This is a genomic window from Geodermatophilus sp. DSM 44513 (assembly GCF_032460525.1).
Lineage (GTDB): Bacteria > Actinomycetota > Actinomycetes > Mycobacteriales > Geodermatophilaceae > Geodermatophilus.
Window position 1 is genome coordinate 1,895,745 of record NZ_CP135963.1, and the last position, 17,218, is coordinate 1,912,962.

General features: G+C 75.5%; 17 protein-coding genes. 13 read left to right on the forward strand and 4 right to left on the reverse strand.

Annotated elements, in window-relative coordinates:
* The first annotated feature begins 20 nt into the window (after nt 1-20).
* The 4 genes from pdxS to RTG05_RS09235 are packed head-to-tail and all read left to right on the forward strand — an operon-like array spanning nt 21 to nt 3,490.
* A complete protein-coding gene (gene pdxS, locus RTG05_RS09220; RefSeq protein ID WP_166528387.1) occupies nt 21-938 on the forward strand; it encodes a pyridoxal 5'-phosphate synthase lyase subunit PdxS in 918 nt (305 codons plus the stop codon).
* Nucleotides 935-2,047: a heparan-alpha-glucosaminide N-acetyltransferase domain-containing protein gene (locus tag RTG05_RS09225; RefSeq protein WP_166528388.1), complete on the forward strand. Its 1,113-nt coding sequence runs from the start codon at nt 935-937 to the stop codon at nt 2,045-2,047. The genes pdxS and RTG05_RS09225 overlap by 4 nt, the downstream gene beginning before the upstream one ends.
* Nucleotides 2,048-2,072: 25 nt before the next feature.
* Nucleotides 2,073-2,741 (forward strand): pyridoxal 5'-phosphate synthase glutaminase subunit PdxT, encoded by a 669-nt coding sequence (pdxT, locus tag RTG05_RS09230; protein ID WP_166528389.1) that lies wholly within the window; start codon nt 2,073-2,075, stop codon nt 2,739-2,741.
* On the forward strand, nt 2,738-3,490 hold the full coding sequence (locus tag RTG05_RS09235) for a YebC/PmpR family DNA-binding transcriptional regulator (protein WP_166528390.1): 753 nt from the start codon (nt 2,738-2,740) through the stop codon (nt 3,488-3,490). The genes pdxT and RTG05_RS09235 overlap by 4 nt, the downstream gene beginning before the upstream one ends.
* On the opposite strand, the gene RTG05_RS09240 is transcribed toward RTG05_RS09235, so the two are convergent.
* Nucleotides 3,487-4,479 (reverse strand): IS481 family transposase, encoded by a 993-nt coding sequence (locus RTG05_RS09240; RefSeq protein ID WP_166529209.1) that lies wholly within the window; start codon nt 4,477-4,479, stop codon nt 3,487-3,489. The two genes, RTG05_RS09235 and RTG05_RS09240, sit on opposite strands and share 4 nt — an antisense overlap.
* A gap of 251 nt (nt 4,480-4,730) precedes the next feature.
* Here RTG05_RS09240 and ruvC point away from each other — a divergent pair, with 251 nt between their 5' ends.
* The 9 genes from ruvC to RTG05_RS09285 all read left to right on the forward strand — a co-directional run bounded on the left by ruvC (nt 4,731) and on the right by RTG05_RS09285 (nt 15,078).
* A complete protein-coding gene (gene ruvC / locus RTG05_RS09245) occupies nt 4,731-5,297 on the forward strand; it encodes a crossover junction endodeoxyribonuclease RuvC (protein WP_166528391.1) in 567 nt (188 codons plus the stop codon).
* Nucleotides 5,294-5,932: a Holliday junction branch migration protein RuvA gene (gene ruvA, locus RTG05_RS09250; RefSeq protein ID WP_166528392.1), complete on the forward strand. Its 639-nt coding sequence runs from the start codon at nt 5,294-5,296 to the stop codon at nt 5,930-5,932. The genes ruvC and ruvA overlap by 4 nt, the downstream gene beginning before the upstream one ends.
* 20 nt (nt 5,933-5,952) lie before the next feature.
* On the forward strand, nt 5,953-7,083 hold the full coding sequence (gene ruvB, locus RTG05_RS09255; RefSeq protein WP_396349643.1) for a Holliday junction branch migration DNA helicase RuvB: 1,131 nt from the start codon (nt 5,953-5,955) through the stop codon (nt 7,081-7,083).
* A 153-nt stretch (nt 7,084-7,236) separates the two neighbouring features.
* A complete protein-coding gene (gene yajC, locus RTG05_RS09260) occupies nt 7,237-7,581 on the forward strand; it encodes a preprotein translocase subunit YajC (protein ID WP_166528394.1) in 345 nt (114 codons plus the stop codon).
* 14 nt (nt 7,582-7,595) lie between these two features.
* Nucleotides 7,596-9,275 (forward strand): protein translocase subunit SecD, encoded by a 1,680-nt coding sequence (gene secD, locus RTG05_RS09265; RefSeq protein ID WP_166528395.1) that lies wholly within the window; start codon nt 7,596-7,598, stop codon nt 9,273-9,275.
* Nucleotides 9,272-10,696, forward strand: coding sequence for a protein translocase subunit SecF (secF, locus tag RTG05_RS09270; RefSeq protein WP_315912476.1), 1,425 nt, complete (start codon nt 9,272-9,274; stop codon nt 10,694-10,696). The genes secD and secF overlap by 4 nt, the downstream gene beginning before the upstream one ends.
* Nucleotides 10,693-11,286 carry an adenine phosphoribosyltransferase gene (locus RTG05_RS09275; protein WP_166528396.1) on the forward strand — a complete coding sequence of 198 codons (594 nt, stop codon included), beginning with the start codon at nt 10,693-10,695 and terminating at the stop codon, nt 11,284-11,286. The genes secF and RTG05_RS09275 overlap by 4 nt, the downstream gene beginning before the upstream one ends.
* Before the next feature lie 89 nt (nt 11,287-11,375).
* The gene (locus RTG05_RS09280; RefSeq protein WP_166528397.1) at nt 11,376-13,865 is read left to right on the forward strand and encodes a RelA/SpoT family protein; all 2,490 of its coding nucleotides are present in this window, start codon (nt 11,376-11,378) and stop codon (nt 13,863-13,865) included.
* Between the two features lie 184 nt (nt 13,866-14,049).
* Nucleotides 14,050-15,078, forward strand: a complete 1,029-nt coding sequence (locus tag RTG05_RS09285; RefSeq protein ID WP_166528398.1) for an acyl-CoA dehydrogenase family protein — start codon at nt 14,050-14,052, stop codon at nt 15,076-15,078.
* Here the strand turns inward: RTG05_RS09285 and RTG05_RS09290 are convergent.
* The 3 genes from RTG05_RS09290 to RTG05_RS09300 are packed head-to-tail and all read right to left on the reverse strand — an operon-like array spanning nt 15,050 to nt 17,213.
* Nucleotides 15,050-15,703: a methyltransferase domain-containing protein gene (locus RTG05_RS09290; RefSeq protein ID WP_166528399.1), complete on the reverse strand. Its 654-nt coding sequence runs from the start codon at nt 15,701-15,703 to the stop codon at nt 15,050-15,052. The genes RTG05_RS09285 and RTG05_RS09290 overlap by 29 nt on opposite strands.
* Nucleotides 15,703-16,380, reverse strand: a complete 678-nt coding sequence (locus RTG05_RS09295; protein ID WP_166528400.1) for a peptidylprolyl isomerase — start codon at nt 16,378-16,380, stop codon at nt 15,703-15,705. Before RTG05_RS09295 ends, RTG05_RS09290 begins: the two co-directional genes overlap by 1 nt.
* Complete coding sequence (locus RTG05_RS09300) at nt 16,377-17,213, reverse strand: peptidylprolyl isomerase (RefSeq protein ID WP_166528401.1); 837 nt, start codon at nt 17,211-17,213, stop codon at nt 16,377-16,379. The genes RTG05_RS09295 and RTG05_RS09300 overlap by 4 nt, the downstream gene beginning before the upstream one ends.
* Nucleotides 17,214-17,218 lie beyond the last annotated feature (5 nt).

The window sequence follows — 17,218 nt, forward strand, 5'->3', positions numbered from 1 at the left end:
TCCCCGTGGCAGCATCTCCTGTGACCGAGCACAGCGCGACCGACCCGACCACCACCGGCACCACCGGGACCGAGGCCGTGAAGCGCGGCATGGCCGAGCAGCTCAAGGGCGGCGTCATCATGGACGTCGTCACCCCCGAGCAGGCGCGGATCGCCGAGGACGCCGGCGCGGTCGCGGTCATGGCGCTGGAGCGGGTGCCCGCCGACATCCGGGCCCAGGGCGGCATCGCGCGGATGAGCGACCCCGACATGGTGCAGGGCATCATCGACGCGGTCTCCATCCCGGTCATGGCCAAGGCCCGCATCGGGCACTTCGTCGAGGCCCAGGTGCTGCAGAGCCTCGGGGTGGACTACATCGACGAGTCCGAGGTGCTCACCCCGGCCGACGAGGCCCACCACATCGTCAAGAGCGACTTCACCGTGCCCTTCGTCTGCGGCGCGACCGACCTGGGCGAGGCGCTGCGGCGGATCGCCGAGGGCGCGGCCATGATCCGCTCCAAGGGCGAGGCCGGCACCGGCAACGTCGTCGAGGCGACCCGGCACATGCGCGCGATCCGCGCGGGCATCAGGCGGCTGGGCACGCTGGACGCGACCGAGCTGTTCGTCGCGGCCAAGGAGCTGCGGGCACCGGCCGACCTCGTCGCGGAGGTCGCCCGCACCGGGGAGCTGCCGGTCGTGCTGTTCACCGCGGGCGGCATCGCCACCCCGGCCGACGCCGCGATGATGATGCAGCTCGGCGCCGAGGGCGTCTTCGTCGGCTCGGGCATCTTCAAGTCCGGCGACCCGGCCCAGCGGGCCGCGGCCATCGTGCAGGCCACCACCTTCCACGACGACCCGGACGTCATCGCCAAGGTGTCCCGCGGGCTCGGCGAGCCGATGGTGGGCATCAACGTGGCCGCGCTCCCCGACAGCGAGCGGTACGCCACCCGCGGCTGGTGACCACCCGGCGGGACGACCTCCGGGCGGTCCCCCGCCCGGAGGACGACACCGCCGGCGGACGGCGGATCGGCGGCCTGGACGTCGCCCGCGGCCTGGCCGTCCTGGGCATGTTCGGCGCCCACCTGGGCGACACCGACCGGCTGGGCTGGGCGCCGGACACCTGGCGGGCGCTGGCCGACGGCCGGCCGTCGATCCTGTTCGCCACGCTGGCCGGCGTCTCGATCGCGCTGCTGTCCGGCGGCCGGACACCGGCGTCCGGCGACGAGCTGCCCCGCGCGCGCACCCGCGTCCTGGTCCGGGCGGCGTGGGTCTTCGCCATCGGCGGCGTCCTGGAGCTGCTGGACACCTTCGTCGCGATCATCCTCGGCGTCTACGCGGTGCTGTTCGTGCTCGCGCTGCCGTTCCTGCGCTGGACCCCGCGCCGGCTGCTGGCCGCCGCAGGCCTGGTCGCGCTGGCCGGTCCGCCGCTCACCCTCTGGGTCGGCCGCTACGCCACCGCCCGCGACGAGGACGGCAACGCGTTCGCGTTCCTGCTGTTCACCGGCTACTACCCGGCAGCGGTGTGGCTGGCGTTCGTGCTCACCGGGCTGGCGGTGGGCCGGCTGGACCTGCGCGCGGCCAGGGTCCGCGCCGGCCTGGTCGCCGGCGGCGCGGCGGCCGCGGCGGTCGGCTACCTGGGCGGGTGGGTGAGCACGCGGCAGCTCGCGCCGGGGGAGGAGCTGGCCGGCATCGAGACCGGGTTCGGGGAGGCCGGCCCGTGGCGGGCCGCCTGGTTCGCCGGCGCCGAGCCGCACAGCTCGACGACGTTCGAGGTGGTCGGCTCCGGCGGGGTCGCGGTCGCCGTCATCGGCCTGTGCCTGGTCGCCGCGGACGCCGCACCCCGGCTGCTGTACCCGCTGGCGTCGGTGGGCGCGCTGGCGCTGTCGGTCTACAGCGGGCAGATCGTCGCCCTCCGGGTGCTGGCGGTCGACTCCGCGGACGACTGGGGGCGCTGGGCCCGGTTCACCCTCGCCGCCGTGCTGCTGGCCACGGGATGGCGGCTGCTGCTGGGCCGCGGCCCGCTGGAACGGCTGCTGACCTGGAGCTCGCGGCGCACGGCCGGGCACTGAGCAGGGACACGTAGCCTGGTCCCCCGTGTCCCGGACCCCCGTGATCGGCGTGCTGGCCCTGCAGGGCGACGTCCGCGAGCACCTGGCGACGCTGTCCGCGCTCGGTGCCAAGGCGATCACGGTCCGCCGGCCCGGGGAGCTGGCCGCCGTCGACGGGCTCGTCGTCCCGGGCGGGGAGTCGACCACCATGGGCAAGCTGGCCGCCCGCTTCGGCCTGCTCGAGCCGCTGCGGGCCGCGGTCGCCGGGGGGTTGCCGGTCTACGGCTCCTGCGCCGGGATGATCGTGCTGGCCGACCGGCTGCTGGACGCCCCGGCCGACCAGGTCACCGTGGGCGGGTTGGACGTCACGGTGCGCCGCAACGCCTTCGGCCGCCAGGTCGACTCCTTCGAGGCCCAGGTCGAGATCGACGGCGTGGCCGGCGGTCCGGTGCACGCGGTCTTCATCCGGGCGCCGTGGGTGGAGCAGGCGGGGGAGGGCGTGGAGGTGCTGGGCCGGGTCGTCGGCGGGGCGGCCGACGGTAGGATCGTCGCGGTCCGCCAGGGCAGCCTGGTGGCCACCAGCTTCCACCCCGAACTGACCGGGGACAGCCGGGTGCACGCGCTGTTCGTCGACGTCGTCCGCCGTCACCTGGCCGAGCAGGCCGGCGGTGACCAGGACGAGGCCGCCGAGGACGAGGGAGGACCGAGCTCGTGAGTGGCCACTCCAAGTGGGCGACGACGAAGCACAAGAAGGCCGGGATCGACGCGAAGCGGGGCAAGCTCTTCGCCAAGCTGATCAAGACCATCGAGGTGTCCGCCCGCACCGGCGGCGGGGACCCGGCGGGCAACCCGACGCTGTTCGACGCCATCCAGAAGGCGAAGAAGAGCTCGGTGCCCAACGACAACATCGACCGTGCGGTCAAGCGCGGGGCCGGGCTCGAGGCCGGTGGCGTCGACTACCAGACGATCACCTACGAGGGCTACGCGGCCGGTGGTGTCGCCGTCCTCATCGAGTGCCTGACCGACAACAAGAACCGGTCGGCCATGGAGGTGCGCACCGCGATGACCCGCAACGGCGGGTCGATGGCCGACCCCGGCTCGGTGTCCTACCTGTTCTCCCGCAAGGGCGTCGTCGTGGTGCCCAAGGCCGGCGGCGTCGACGAGGACACCGTGCTCGTGGCCGTGCTGGACGCCGGTGCCGAGGAGGTGCGCGACCTCGGCGACACCCTCGAGGTGGTCTGCGAGCCCACCGACCTGGTGGCGGTGCGCACCGCGCTGCAGGACGCCGGCATCGACTACGACTCCGCCGACGCCGGCTTCGTGCCCAGCGTGTCGGTGCAGCTGGACGAGGACGCCGCCGGCAAGGTGTTCCGGCTGATCGACGCCCTCGAGGACTGCGACGACGTGCAGAACGTCTACGCCAACTACGACGTCCCCGACGAGGTCCTCGACCGCGTCAGCTAGGTGTACTGCCCAGACAGGTTGGTCAGTCGCGTGATCGGTGGGCGGCGTCCGATCGCGGTGTGGGGCCGGTGATGGTTGTACTCGTGCAGCCAGCCGGGCAGGGCCTGGCGGCGGGCGAGTTCGCTGAGGAACATCCGGCGGAAGGCCCAGCCGTCGGCCATGGTGCGGTGGAAGCGTTCGATCTTGCCGTTGGTCTGTGGCCGGTAGGGCCGGGTCCGCTTGGGCGTGATGCCGAGCTCGAGGCAGGCGTCGCGCCAGGCGTGGGAGCGGTAGGCCGAGCCGTTGTCGCTCAGCACCCGCTCGGCGGTGACGGCGCGGGCGGCGAACCAGGCCACCGCGCGGCGCAGCACGCCGATGGCGGTGGCGGCGGTCTCGTCGTCGTGGATCTCGGCGTAGGCGACCCGGCTGTGGTCGTCGAGCACGGTGTGCACGAACGCGGTGCCCAGCAGCGGTTCGCGGCGCTTGCTGCGGGGCTTGCCCGGGGTTGCTGCCCGGTTCTTGCCGCCCTGGGCGCGGCCGACGTAGCGCCAGCCGCCGCCGTCGGGGATGTTGCCCAGCTTCTTGACGTCGACGTGCAGTAGCGAGCCGGGCCGCTCGTGCTCGTAGCGGCGGACGCGCTCGCCGGTGCGCCGGTCGATGTGGGACAGGCGGTTGAGCCGGCAGCGGCGCAACACCGCGTAGACCGTGGAGGCCGGTACCCGCAGCCGGGCGCCGATCTCCACCGGCCCGAGCCGGTGCCGCCAGCGCAGGTGCACGATCCGCCGGACCAGCGGTCGCGGCGTGCGCCGGGGGCTGCGGTGCGGGCGGGAGCTGCGGTCGGCCATGCCGGCCGGCCCGGCCTGGCGGTAGCGCTCCACCCAGCGCTTCGCCGTCGGATAGGCGACCTGGAACACCGCGGCGGCGTAGGAGACCGTCCAGTCGTCCTCCACCACCGCGCGGGCCAGGCGCAGACGCTGGCGTGGAGTCAGAGCGGCATTAGCGTGGGCCACGAGGACCTCCGGGTTTGTGTGGGTGGGTGCCTTCAGCAGCTCCACTCCACGTCCGGAGGTCCTCCCTCCACAAGATCAGTCAGTCAGATCCCGTGATCACATGCCCTCGACCAACGTCTCTGGTCAGTACAGCTAGGCCGTCCGGCCGCCTTTGTCGCGATGATGGCGGTCAGGGCGTGTCGCGCGGTCCCGTCGTTCGCGGCGACTAGCGTGGTCGAACACCAGTTCGGCTGACGGCGGGAGGCTCCTCCATGCGGGTGCTCGGCATCGACCCGGGCCTCACCCGGTGCGGGTGGGGGGTGGTCGACGGGCGCCCCGGCGCGCGGCCGGTCGCCGTGGGCGTGGGCGTGCTGCGCACCGCCGCGGAGCTGGACCTGGAGCTGCGACTGCTGGAGCTGCACACCGGGGTGACCGCGCTGCTGCGCGAACACCGGCCCGACGTCGTGGCGATCGAGCGGGTCTTCACCCAGAACAACAAGGGCACCGCCACCGGGACGGCGCAGGCGGCGGGCGTGGCCGCGCTGGCCGCCGCGCAGGCCGACCGGCCGGTCGCCTGGCACACGCCGAGCGAGGTCAAGGCCGCCATCTCCGGCAGCGGCCGCGCGGACAAGGAGCAGGTCACCCTCATGGTCACCCGGGTGCTGGGGCTGGCGTCCCCGCCCAAGCCGGCCGACGCCGCCGACGCGCTGGCGCTGGCGGTCTGCCACGCCTGGCGCGGGCCGGCGCAGCAGCGGCTGCGGGTCGCCGCGCTGGCCGGCGGCATCGGCGCGCCGGTGCGGTCCACGACCCTGCCGCGCTGGACGGGGGTGTCCCGGTGATCGCCTCGGTGCACGGCCGGGTGGCCGCGGTCTCCCCGGACGGCGCCGTGGTCGAGGTCGGGGGTGTCGGCCTGTCCGTGCACTGCACGCCGGGCACGATCGCCCGGCTGCAGGTGGGCGAGAACGCGCGGCTGGCCACCAGCCTGGTGGTGCGGGAGGACTCCCTCACCCTGTACGGCTTCGCCGACGACGACGAGCGCCAGCTGTTCGAGCTGCTGCAGACCGCCAACGGCGTGGGCCCCCGGCTGGCCCAGGCGGTGCTGGCCATCCACCCGCCGCGCGAGGTGCGCCGGGCGGTGTCGACGGCCGACGTCAAGGCGCTCATGCAGGTCCCGGGCATCGGCCGGAAGGGCGCCGAGCGGCTGGTCCTGGAGCTGCGCGACCGGCTGGGTGTCACCAGCACCGACACCGCGCTGGACGGCGGCGCGCCTGCCGGGCTGCCGGCGGTGGCCCCGGTGGCGCCGTGGCGCGACCAGCTGGCCGCGGCGCTGGTGGGTCTGGGCTGGTCGGGCCGGGAGGCCGACGCGGCCGTCGCCGAGCTCGTCCCGCTGGCCGAGGAGCAGGTGGCCGCCACCGGCGCGGTCGAGGTCGCCGTCCTGCTGCGCCAGGCCCTGCGGCTGCTGGGCCGGTCGTGAGCGGGCCGTTCGACCGGGGGCTGTCCGCGGCCGACGCGGGACCCGGGCGTACCGCCGGCGCAGCCGGGGCCGGCCGGTTCCCCGACGCGGCCGTCGACCCGCGGGCCGGCGACGAGGAGCGGGTGGTCGAGTCCGCGCTGCGGCCGCACTCGCTGGCGGAGTTCATCGGCCAGCCCAAGGTCGCCCGCCAGCTGGACCTCGTGCTCGAGGGTGCCAAGCGGCGCGGCCGGCCCCCGGACCACGTGCTGCTCTCCGGTCCGCCGGGGCTGGGCAAGACCAGCCTGGCGCTGATCATCGGCTCCGAGCTCGGGACGGCGGTGAAGATCACCAGCGGCCCGGCCATCGAGCGCTCCGGCGACCTGGCCGCGATGCTGTCCAACCTCGCGCCCGGCGACGTGCTCTTCATCGACGAGATCCACCGGATCGCCCGCCCCGCCGAGGAGCTCCTCTACATGGCGATGGAGGACTTCCGGGTCGACGTCGTCGTCGGCAAGGGCCCGGGCGCCACCGCGATCCCGCTGGAGATCAACCCCTTCACCCTCGTCGGCGCCACCACCCGCGCCGGCCTGCTCACCGGGCCGCTGCGCGACCGGTTCGGCTTCGTCGGGCAGATGGAGTTCTACGAGCCGGCGGAGCTGGAGCAGGTGCTGGCCCGCAGCGCCGCGCTGCTCGGCGTCGAGCTGACCGCCGAGGGCTCCGCGGAGATCGCCGGCCGCTCCCGCGGCACCCCGCGGATCGCCAACCGGCTGCTGCGCCGGGTCCGCGACTACGCCGAGGTGCGCGCCGACGGGCGGGTCACCCGGGCGGTCGCGGAGGCGGCGCTGGTGCTCTACGACGTCGACCACCTGGGCCTGGACCGGCTGGACCGCGCGGTGCTGGAGGCGCTGGTCGTGCGCTTCAGCGGCGGGCCGGTCGGCGTGGCCACCCTCGCGGTCGCCGTGGGGGAGGAGCCGCACACGGTCGAGGAGGTGTGCGAGCCGTTCCTCGTGCGCGCCGGCCTGCTGGCCCGGACCCCGCGCGGCCGGGTCGCCACCGAGGCGGCCTGGGCGCACCTCGGTGTGCCGGTGCCGCGCGGCGGCGGCGTCCTCGGTCGCGTCCCACCCGACCCACCGGCCCCGGGTCCGTCGTCAGGGACCCTCTTCGACGCCTAGACTCCGGGACGCCGGCGCGCACCCGTCCGGCTCGCCCGCGTGCGTCCGCCCGGTCGCCCGGAGAGCCCCGCGCCGCAGTCGACGCACCCGAGCGGCCCCGTCCCGGGCCGCAGCACCGCGGCCGGTACGGCGCGGTAGAGAGGCACACCTGTCGTGGACCTGTCCTTGCTCCTCATCATGCTGCTGGCCTTCGTGCTGCTCATCGTCCTCCCGGCGCGGCAGCGCAAGAAGCTCCAGGAGCGGCAGCGGGCGCTGCAGGAGTCACTGACCCCGGGCACCCCGGTCATGACGACGGCCGGCCTGCACGGCACCGTCGCGCGCCTCGACGAGGGCACTGTCGACCTGGAGGTCGCCCCCGGCGTGGTCGTCACCTTCGCCCGACAGGCCGTCCTCGAGGTCCGCACGCCGGTGGTGACCGGCGCGGCCGACGGGACCCCCCTCGGCCGGGACGACGCGACCGGCCCGACCGACGGCGGCCCGGCCGACCGCGCCCGCTGACCGGCGCCCCTCCCGTGGCCCGACACACCCTCCCCGCGCGCCGGTACTTCGGCGCCTTCCTGCTCGTCGTCGCCGTCCTCTACGGCCTGGTCTTCCTCACCGGCGACACCCGCACCCCGCAGCTGGGCCTGGACCTGCGCGGCGGCACGACGGTCACCCTGACCGCCGCCACCCCGACCGGCCAGCCGCCGGACCCCGCCGAGCTCGAGCTGGCCCGCCAGATCATCGAGCAGCGGGTGAACGGGCTCGGTGTCGCCGAGGCCGAGGTGGTCACCGAGGGCGACGACAACATCGTCATCTCCGTCCCGGGGGAGGACGGCGAGCAGGCCCGCGAGCTCGGCGCCACCGCGCAGTTGCGCTTCCGCCCGGTGGTCGCCGGCCCCGAACCGGCCGCCCCGCCGGCGGAGGACCCGGCCGCGGAGGACCCGGCGGCGGAGGACCCGGCCGCGGAGGACCCGGCCGCGGAGGACCCGGCGGCGGAGGACCCGGCGGCCGAGGCCCCCACCGACCCCGCCGCGCCGACCGACCCGGCCGCGCCCGCCGACGGCGCCGCCGACCCCGCGGTCCCGCAGCCGGGCGACGCGCCGGCCACCCAGGAGGAGGCGGCGGCGGCGTACGCCACGCTGACCTGCGACCCGGGGGACACCAGCCCCGAGGTGGCGCTGCCGGAGAGCTTCATCGCCGCGTGCACCGAGGACGGCACGGCCAAGTACCTGCTGGGGCCGGCGATCATCGAGGGCACCCAGGTCGCCGACGCGAACGCCGGCACCGAGCCGGCCACCGGCGAGTGGGTCGTGCTGCTGGACTTCCAGAACCAGGCGGAGGCCGACTGGGCCGCCTACACCGCGGCCAACGTCGGCGCCAACGTCGCCTTCACCCTGGACGGCCGGGTCATCTCCGCGCCGACCATCCAGGGCGCGATCACCAGCAACCCCACGACGATCACCGGTTCCTTCGACCAGGAGAGCGCCGAGGAGCTGGCCAACCAGCTCCGCTACGGCGCGCTGCCGCTGACCTTCACCCAGGCCACCGCCCAGACGATCACCACCGAGCTCGGCGCCCAGCAGCTGCAGGCCGGCCTGATCGCCGGCGGCATCGGTGTCGCCCTGGTGTTCGTCTACGCGCTGCTCTACTACCGGCTGCTGGGGCTGGTGATGATCGCCAGCCTGGTGCTGTCGGCGGTGGTCGTCTACGCCGTCCTCGTCGTGCTGGGCCGCGAGATCGGCTTCACGCTGAGCCTCGCAGGCATCGCCGGGTTCATCGTGTCCCTCGGCATCACCGCGGACTCCTTCGTCGTGTACTTCGAGCGGCTCAAGGACGAGATCCGGGAGGGCCGCAGCCTGCGCTCGGCGGTGCCCCGGGCGTGGGTGCGCGCCCGGCGCACGATCCTGTCCGCCGACGCGGTCAGCTTCCTGGCCGCGGCCATCCTCTACGTGCTGGCCATCGGCGACGTCAAGGGCTTCGCGTTCACCCTGGGCATGTCCACGGTGCTCGACCTGGTCGTCGTCTTCCTCTTCACCCACCCGCTGATGGCGGTGCTGGCCCGCTACCGCGTCTTCAGCAGCAGCCGCGTCTCCGGCCTCGGCGGCAGCCTGGACCGGCCGCGCCCGGCCGCCGGCCGCAGCAGGACCGCGGACCGCGAGCTGGTCGCGGCCGGCGCCGGCCGCACCGCGCAGGACAGGAGCCCCGCATGACCGGCCGTGACCCCCGCCCCGACGACGGCGACCTGCCGGTCGGCACCGACGCCGACGAGGCTGCCGCCGACGGGGCCGCGGTGACCGACGACGCCGCCGCGGCCGCGGACGACGCCGCGCTCGCCGCGGCCGGCCTGCCCCGCGCCGGCCGGCCCGACACCCCCCGCCCGCAGCACCGCGCCTCGCTGGCGCACCGGCTGTACAACGGCGAGGCCGGGCTGGACGTCGTCGGGCGCAGCCGGCTGATCTACCGGGTCACGGCCGTGGTGCTGCTGCTGTGCGTGCTGGCGATGGTGGTCCGGGGCTTCAACTTCGGCATCGACTTCGCCGGCGGCAACAGCCTGCGGCTGCCCGGGGACGCCACGCAGCTCGAGCAGGTGCAGGACGCCGCGGAGGACGCCGGCGCCGACGTCGCCTCGGCCCAGGTCGTCGGCGGCGACACGCTGCTGCTGCGCACCGGCGCGCTGGACAACGACACCGAGCGCGCGGTGGTCGACGCCGTCGCCGGCGCCGCCGGCGTCGACCCCGGCCAGGTCAGCCCCGAGTCGGTCAGCCCCGAGTGGGGCCAGGACATCACCCGCCAGGCGCTGGTGGCCCTCGCGGTCTTCCTCGTGGCGGTGGTGCTCTTCCTCGCCGTCCGCTTCCAGCCGAAGATGGCGATCGGCGCGATCGCGGCCCTGCTGCACGACATCGTGCTCACCGCCGGTGTCTACGCGCTGGTCGGCTTCGAGGTGAGCCCCTCGACGGTCATCGGGTTCCTCACCATCCTCGGCTTCTCCCTCTACGACACCGTCGTCGTCTTCGACAAGGTCGACGAGAACGTCCGCGACCTGGACCGGACGGCGCGGATGACGTGGGGCGAGGCGGCGAACCTGGCGGTCAACCAGACGCTCATGCGCTCGATCAACACCTCGGTGATCGCGCTGCTGCCGGTGGCCGGCCTGCTGTTCGTCGGCGCCGGGCTGCTCGGCGTCGGGACGCTCAAGGACCTGGCGCTGGTGCTGTTCGTCGGGCTGGCCGCGGGCGCCTACTCCTCGATCTTCCTGGCCACCCCGATCGTCGCGGACCTCAAGGAGCGCGAGCCGGAGGTGCAGGCGCTGCGCCGCCGGGTGCTGGCCCGCCGGTCCTCGCAGGCCCGGCAGGCCAGCGGCCGCCCGGCCGGTGCCGGCCCGGTGGCCAGCGCCCGCCGGGGCCGCGCCGCCCCCCGCCGCGCGACCGGGGTGGCCCTCGCCGAGCGGGAGGCCGACCTGGGCCCGGTGCAGGCCGACGTGGTCGTGGAGTCCCCGGAGTCGGTGCGCCGCGAGCCCGACGGCCCGCAGCCGGCCCGCGCCACCCGCAGTGGGGCGACCGCCGCACCGCGGCCCGGCGCGCGCCCGCAGCAGCCGGGCGGCGGCCGCTCGGGCGGCCGGAAGCGCCGGTGAGCGTCGGCGCCGCCGCGGGCAGCCCGCCGCTCGACGAGCTGATCGCCTCCCTCACCGTCGAGGTCCCCGACTTCCCGCAGCCCGGCGTCGTGTTCCGCGACCTGACCCCGGTGTTCGCCGACGGACCGGCCTTCCGCCGCATGGTGGAGGGGCTGGCGGCCGCCTCGCTGGTCGACCCGCGCGCGGCGGCGCTGGCCACGGCGGGTACCGCAGGCCCCGGGTTCGACGTCGTGGTCGGCGTCGAGGCCCGCGGGTTCCTGCTGGCCGCCGCGGTCGCGCTGGGCGCCGGGGTCGGCGTGGTGCCGGTCCGCAAGGCCGGCAAGCTGCCCCGCGAGCGGCGCTCGGCGGACTACGCGCTGGAGTACGGCAACGCGACCCTCGAGGTGCACACCGACTCCATCACCCCCGGACAGCGGGTGCTGGTGGTGGACGACGTCCTGGCCACCGGCGGCACCCTGGCCGCCAGCGTGTCGCTGGTCGAGGGCCTCGGTGGGGTCGTGGTGGCGGTGTCGGTGGTCGTGGAGTTGGTCGACCTCGGCGGGCGGCAGCGGCTGGCCCCGCACACGGTGCACGCGCTGTGGACCACCTGAGAGGTAGACGACCCCCCGATGGGGCCGGGACCAGGGCGTTCCCGGCTAGCATGGGGGAGGTCACCGACCCACCTCGGGCAGGAGTCGCCATGGGCCCCGACGCCGTCACCGGCGTGGCCGCCGCGCGCTCCGGCGTCCCCGCGCTGCCGGCGGGGGAGACGGCCCCGGCCCTCCCCGCCGGGGACACCGTGCCGCCCGTCGAGGAGGCGTCCGTGGCGACCGGGCGCCCGCCGCTGCCGAGCCGCCCCGCGGTCCGCCGTCCGGACGACGTGGGTTCCGAGCCACCCGGCGAGCAGGACCCCGCCGGCGTACCCCGGCGACGGGTGCGCGACCGGCTGGCCCTGCGCATCGCCGCCGCGCAGCGCACGCCGGTGGTGCGCCCGGTGCTCGAGCCGCTGGCCGTGCTGCACCGGCAGAGCCACCCCAAGGCCGACCTGGCGCTGCTGCAGCGCGCGTACGACGTCGCCGAGGCGGCGCACGCCGCGCAGAAGCGCAAGAGCGGCGACCCCTACATCACCCACCCGCTGGCGGTGGCCACCGTGCTGGCCGGGCTGGGCATGGACACCACCACCCTGGTCGCGGCCCTGCTGCACGACACGGTCGAGGACACCGGGCAGACGCTGGACTCGATCACCGAGGCCTTCGGGCCCGAGGTGGCCCACCTGGTCGACGGCGTCACCAAGATCGACCGGGTCAAGCTCGGCGACGCCGCGCAGGCCGAGACCATCCGCAAGATGATCGTGGCGATGGCCCGCGACCCGCGGGTGCTGGTCATCAAGCTGGCCGACCGGCTGCACAACATGCGCACGCTGCGCTTCCTCCCGCCGGAGAAGCAGGAGAAGAAGGCCCGCGAGACGCTGGAGATCCTCGCCCCGCTGGCCCACCGGCTGGGCATGAACACCATCAAGTGGGAGCTCGAGGACCTCGCGTTCGCCACGCTGTACCCCAAGCGCTACGACGAGATCGTGCGGCTGGTCGCCGAGCGGGCGCCGTCGCGGGACACCTACCTGGCCGAGGTCGCCGCCGCGGTCACCGACCAGCTCAAGACCGCCGGCATCGCCGCCGTCGTCACCGGCCGGCCCAAGCACTACTACTCGATCTACCAGAAGATGATCGTCCGCGGCCGGGACTTCACCGACATCTGGGACCTGGTCGGCATCCGCATCCTGGTCGACTCCGTCCGCGACTGCTACGCCGCGCTGGGCATCATGCACGCGCACTGGCAGCCGGTGCCCGGCCGCTTCAAGGACTTCGTCGCGATGCCGAAGTTCAACATGTACCAGTCGCTGCACACGACCGTGATCGGCCCGCAGGGCAAGCCGGTGGAGCTGCAGATCCGCACGCACGACATGCACCGCACCGCCGAGTACGGCATCGCCGCGCACTGGAAGTACAAGGAGAAGGCGCGGGCCGGCGGCCGCCCCGCCCCGGGGGACCGCGGCGCGAAGACCGGCTCGCCGGACGACATGCTGTGGTTGCGCCAGCTGCTGGACTGGCAGCGTGAGGCGCAGGAGCCCGGGGAGTTCCTGGAGACCCTGCGCTACGACCTCGGCCCGCAGGAGGTCTTCGTCTTCACGCCCAAGGGCGACGTGGTCAGCCTGCCCGGCGGCGCCACCCCGGTCGACTTCGCCTACGCGGTGCACACCGAGGTCGGGCACCGCTGCATCGGCGCGCGGGTCAACGGCACGCTGGTCAGCCTGGACAGCACCCTCGGCAACGGCGACGTCGTCGAGGTGTTCACCTCCAAGTCGCCGACCGCCGGTCCCTCGCAGGACTGGTTGAGCTTCGTCGGCTCCTCCCGCGCGCGGACCAAGATCCGGCAGTGGTTCACCAAGGAGCGCCGCGAGGACGCCGTCGAGGCCGGCAAGGAGGCGCTCACCCGGGCCATGCGCAAGGCGGGCCTGCCGCTGCAGCGGCTGATGGGCGGGGAGGCGCTGTCCACCCTGGCCAAGGACCTGCGCCACGCCGACGTCACCGCGCTGTACGCCGCGGTGGGGGAGAACCAGATCTCCGCCTCCTCGGTCGTGGACAAGCTCATCGCGGCCCTGGGCGGCACCGAGGGCGCGGTCGAGGACATCGCCGAGACCACCATCCCGATGCGCCGCCCGGTGCACCGGCGGGCCGCCGGCGGCGACCCGGGCATCGTGGTGCACGGCATGACCGACGTGTGGGCCAAGCTCGCCAAGTGCTGCACCCCGGTGCCCGGGGACGCCGTCCTCGGCTTCGTCACCCGCGGGGGCGGGGTGAGCGTGCACCGCACCGACTGCACCAACGCCGCCGACCTCGAGCGCAAGCCCGAGCGGCTGGTCGAGGTCGAGTGGGCCAGCCAGCCCGGGTCGGTGTTCCTGGTGGCCATCCAGGTGGAGGCCCTGGACCGGCACCGGCTGCTGTCCGACGTCACCCGGGCGCTGGCCGACGAGCGGGTGAACATCCTGTCCGCGTCGGTGCAGACCAGCCGGGACCGGGTGGCGATCAGCCGGTTCACCTTTGAGCTGGCCGACCCCGCGCACCTGGGTGCGGTGCTGCAGACGGTGCGCAACGTCGAGGGCGTCTTCGACGTCGAGCGCGTCACCGCCTGAGGCCCACGCCGCCGGAGGACCCACCGGACCCCGCCCTCGCTCCGTGGTGCCCGACCTCGCGCTGTGGGGTGGGGTCGGGCACCACGCCGCGGGGGCCGGCCGGTCGGGTGACGGGTCGGGCCGGACCCGCCGGTGTCCGCCGACCAGGGGCACCAGGGGTTCTCCGGCGGGGCACGATGGCGGGGTGACCGACGTCCGCACCGCCGCCCGCCGGCTGGCCGCCGACCTGCTCGCGCCGGCGGCCGCGGCGGTGGAGGCCGACGGCGCCGTCCCCCGGGCGCACCTCGACGCGCTGGCCGCCGCGGGGCTGTACGGGCTCACCGGCCCGGCGGACGCCGGGGGGCTGGACGCCGACCGCGACACGGTGGCCGCCGTGGTCGAGGAGCTCGCCGCCGGTGACCTGGCGACCACCTTCGTCTGGCTGCAGCACCTGGGCGTCGTCGGCCGGCTGGCCGCGGCCGGTCCGCCGGAGCTGCGCGCCGCCCACCTCGCCGACCTGTGCGCCGGCCGGGTCCGCGCCGGGATCGCCCTGCAGGCGGCGCTGCGCCCCGGCCCGCCGGCGGTGCGGGTGCACCGGGACGGCGCCGAGCTGGTGCTCGACGGCGCGGTGCCCTGGGTGACCGGGTGGGGCCTGGTCGACCTGTTGATGGTGGCCGCGCGGGACGGCGAGGAGGTGCTGTTCACGCTGCTCGACGCCCGGGACGGACCGACCCTGGCCGCGACCCCGCAGCCGATGCTCGCCGTCGCGGCCAGCGCCACGGTCGAGCTGCGGCTGACCGGGCACCGGGTGCCCGCCGGGCGCCTGGTGCACGCGGCTCCGCTGGCCGGGCTGCTGGCCGGTGACGCCGCGGGCCTGCGGCTCAACGGCTCGCTGGCCCTCGGGCTGGTGCTGCGCTGCACCCGGCTGGTCGGTGCCTCCCCGCTGGACGGCGAGCTGGCCGCGGCGCGCGCCCGGCTGGACGCGGCCGGCCCGGCCGAGCTGCCGGCCGCTCGCGCCGAGGCCGCCGCGCTGGCCCACCGCGCGGCCGGCGCGCTGGTCGTGGCCACCGGCAGCCGGGCCGTCCGCACCGGGGACGTCGCCGGGCGGACGCTGCGCGAGGCGGCGTTCCTGCTGGTCTTCGGCTCCCGCCCGGCGATCCGGGCCGAGCTGCTGGCCCGGTTCGGCGCCGGCGTCGGGGCCCCGGTCAGCCCGTCGGCAGCCGGGTGGCGGTGACCGCGTAGAGCGGGTCGCCGCGGCCCGGCGGGGTCCGCAGCGCCACCCGCGGCTCGTCGAACAGCCCGGTGCGGCGGACCAGCTCGGCGACCACCAGGCCGTGCTGCTCGTCGTCGGTGGCCAGCCAGCCGCGCACGGCCTTGGTGGGGAAGCACCGGTTGGAGTAGGTGATCGCCAGCGCGCCGCCGGGCCGCAGCACCCGCCCGACGTCGGTGAGCACCTCGATCGGGCGGGTGAGGTAGTCGATCGACACGCAGCAGACGGCCGCGTCCACGTCGGCGTCGGGCAGCGGCACCCGCGGGTCGGTGTTGAGGTCGTGCACCAGCCGCTGGGTGGCCGCGGTGTTGGCCGCCAGCTCCTCGGCGTTCATGCCGAGCACCACCAGCTCCGCCGGCGGGGTGGAGAAGTGCGACACCCACGAGCTCATCAGGTCCAGCACCCGGCGCGGCGCCGGCGCGGACCCGTTGATGCCCAGCTCGGCGTACAGGGCGCCCACCGCGGCGATCGCCCGGTCGTCGATGTGCGTGACCAGCCGGACCGGGCCGTAGAAGACCTGGTCGGGGGTGTCGTCGGCGCGGTCGAAGAAGCCCGGCGGGAAGCCGGCGTAGCGGTCGGCGGGGTCCATCACCCGATGGTGGCCGACTCCACGGTCACCGGCACGGTCGGGGCGCCGCCGCCGGGGCTGGGCTCCAGCGAGCCGTCGTTGCCGCCCTCGGCCACCTCGTCGAGCACGGCCAGCCCGGCCTCGTCGACGGTGCCGACGACGGTGTAGTCCGGGGGCAGCCGGCTGTCTCCCCACACGAGGAAGAACTGGCTGCCGTCCACGCCCCGGCCGCTGTTGGCCATCGCCACGGTGCCGCGGGGGTAGGTCTCCTCACCGGTCACCTCGGTCGGGGAGGTGTAGGTGGGCCCGCCCGCGCCGGTGCCGGTCGGGTCGCCGCACTGCAGCACCTTGAGCCCCTCGCCGTCGACCTGCCGGTGGCAGGGCGAGTCGTCGAAGAAGCCCTGACCGGCGAGGTGGGCCAGGCTGGCGGCGGCGCACGGGGTGGCCGCCCGGTCCAGGGTCACGGTGAGCTCGCCCAGGTTCGTGGTCACCAGCAGGTCGGTGGTGCCCTCGGCGGGCACCTCCTCCGCCGGCGGGTCCACCTCGACGAGGTACGGGTTGCCGGGCTCGGCCTCGCCCCAGGCGCAGGTCGCCGTCCCGTCCGCGGTGGACGAGCCGGCCGGCTCGCCCCCGGAGCAGGCCGCCAGCGCGAACAACGCCCCAGCCAGCCCGGCCGCAGCGCGCGGCCGACGGCTCACGCGGCGACCGTCAGCGTCTGGATCCGGACCTCCTGGGTGGGCGCGCCGTCACCCGCGCCGTTGCTGCCGTCGTTGCCGTTGGCCGCGACGGTGTCCAGGGTGGCCAGCCCGGCCTCGTCGATGGTGCCGAGCACCGTGTAGGACGGCGGCAGCTGGCTGTCGCCCCAGACCAGGAAGAACTGGCTGCCGTCGAAGCCCTGGCCGCTGTTGGCCATCGCCACCGTGCCGCGCGGGTAGGTCTCGTCGCCGGTGACCTGGGTGGGGAACTCGTAGGCCGGGCCGCCGGCGCCGGTGCCGCTCGGGTCGCCGCACTGCAGCACCTGCAGGCCCGCGGAGTCGGTCTGGCGGTGGCACACCGTGTCGTCGTAGTAACCCTGCCCGGCCAGGTACACCATGCTCGCCACCGCGCACGGGGCGCCGGCGTTGTCCAGCGTGAGGCCGATCGGGCCCAGGTTGGTGGTGATGTCGACCTCGGTGGTGCCGGTCGGCGTCACCTCGACCGGCGGGGTGCCGGTGTCGGCCTGCAGGTTCGGGTTGGCGGCGGTGTCGGCCGGCGCCCAGTCGCAGCTGCCGTCAGCGCCGTCGACCACGCCGGGGGTGGGCTCCGCCGGAGCGGCCGAGGGCGTGGCCGAGGGCTCCGCGGCGGCGCTGTCGGTGTCCTCCCCGCCGATGCCGGTGACCAGCAGGACGACGCTGACCACGAGCACCGCGACCGCCGCGCTGACCCCGATCAGCACGTTGCGGCGACGCCGGCGGGCCAGCTCGGCACGGCGCTCGAGTTGGCGCTGCAGCCGCCGCTGGGCGGCCTCTCGGCGCTGCTTGTTGCTCGGCACGGGTG

What these genes read in the sequence shown, in the direction of transcription:
- secF (WP_315912476.1), top strand. Translation starts at nt 9,272, where the DNA reads ATGACCGGCCGTGACCCCCGCCCCGACGACGGCGACCTGCCGGTCGGC.
- ruvC (WP_166528391.1), top strand. Translation starts at nt 4,731, where the DNA reads ATGCGGGTGCTCGGCATCGACCCGGGCCTCACCCGGTGCGGGTGGGGG.
- RTG05_RS09290 (WP_166528399.1), bottom strand. Translation starts at nt 15,703, where the DNA reads ATGGACCCCGCCGACCGCTACGCCGGCTTCCCGCCGGGCTTCTTCGAC.
- RTG05_RS09280 (WP_166528397.1), top strand. Translation starts at nt 11,376, where the DNA reads ATGGGCCCCGACGCCGTCACCGGCGTGGCCGCCGCGCGCTCCGGCGTC.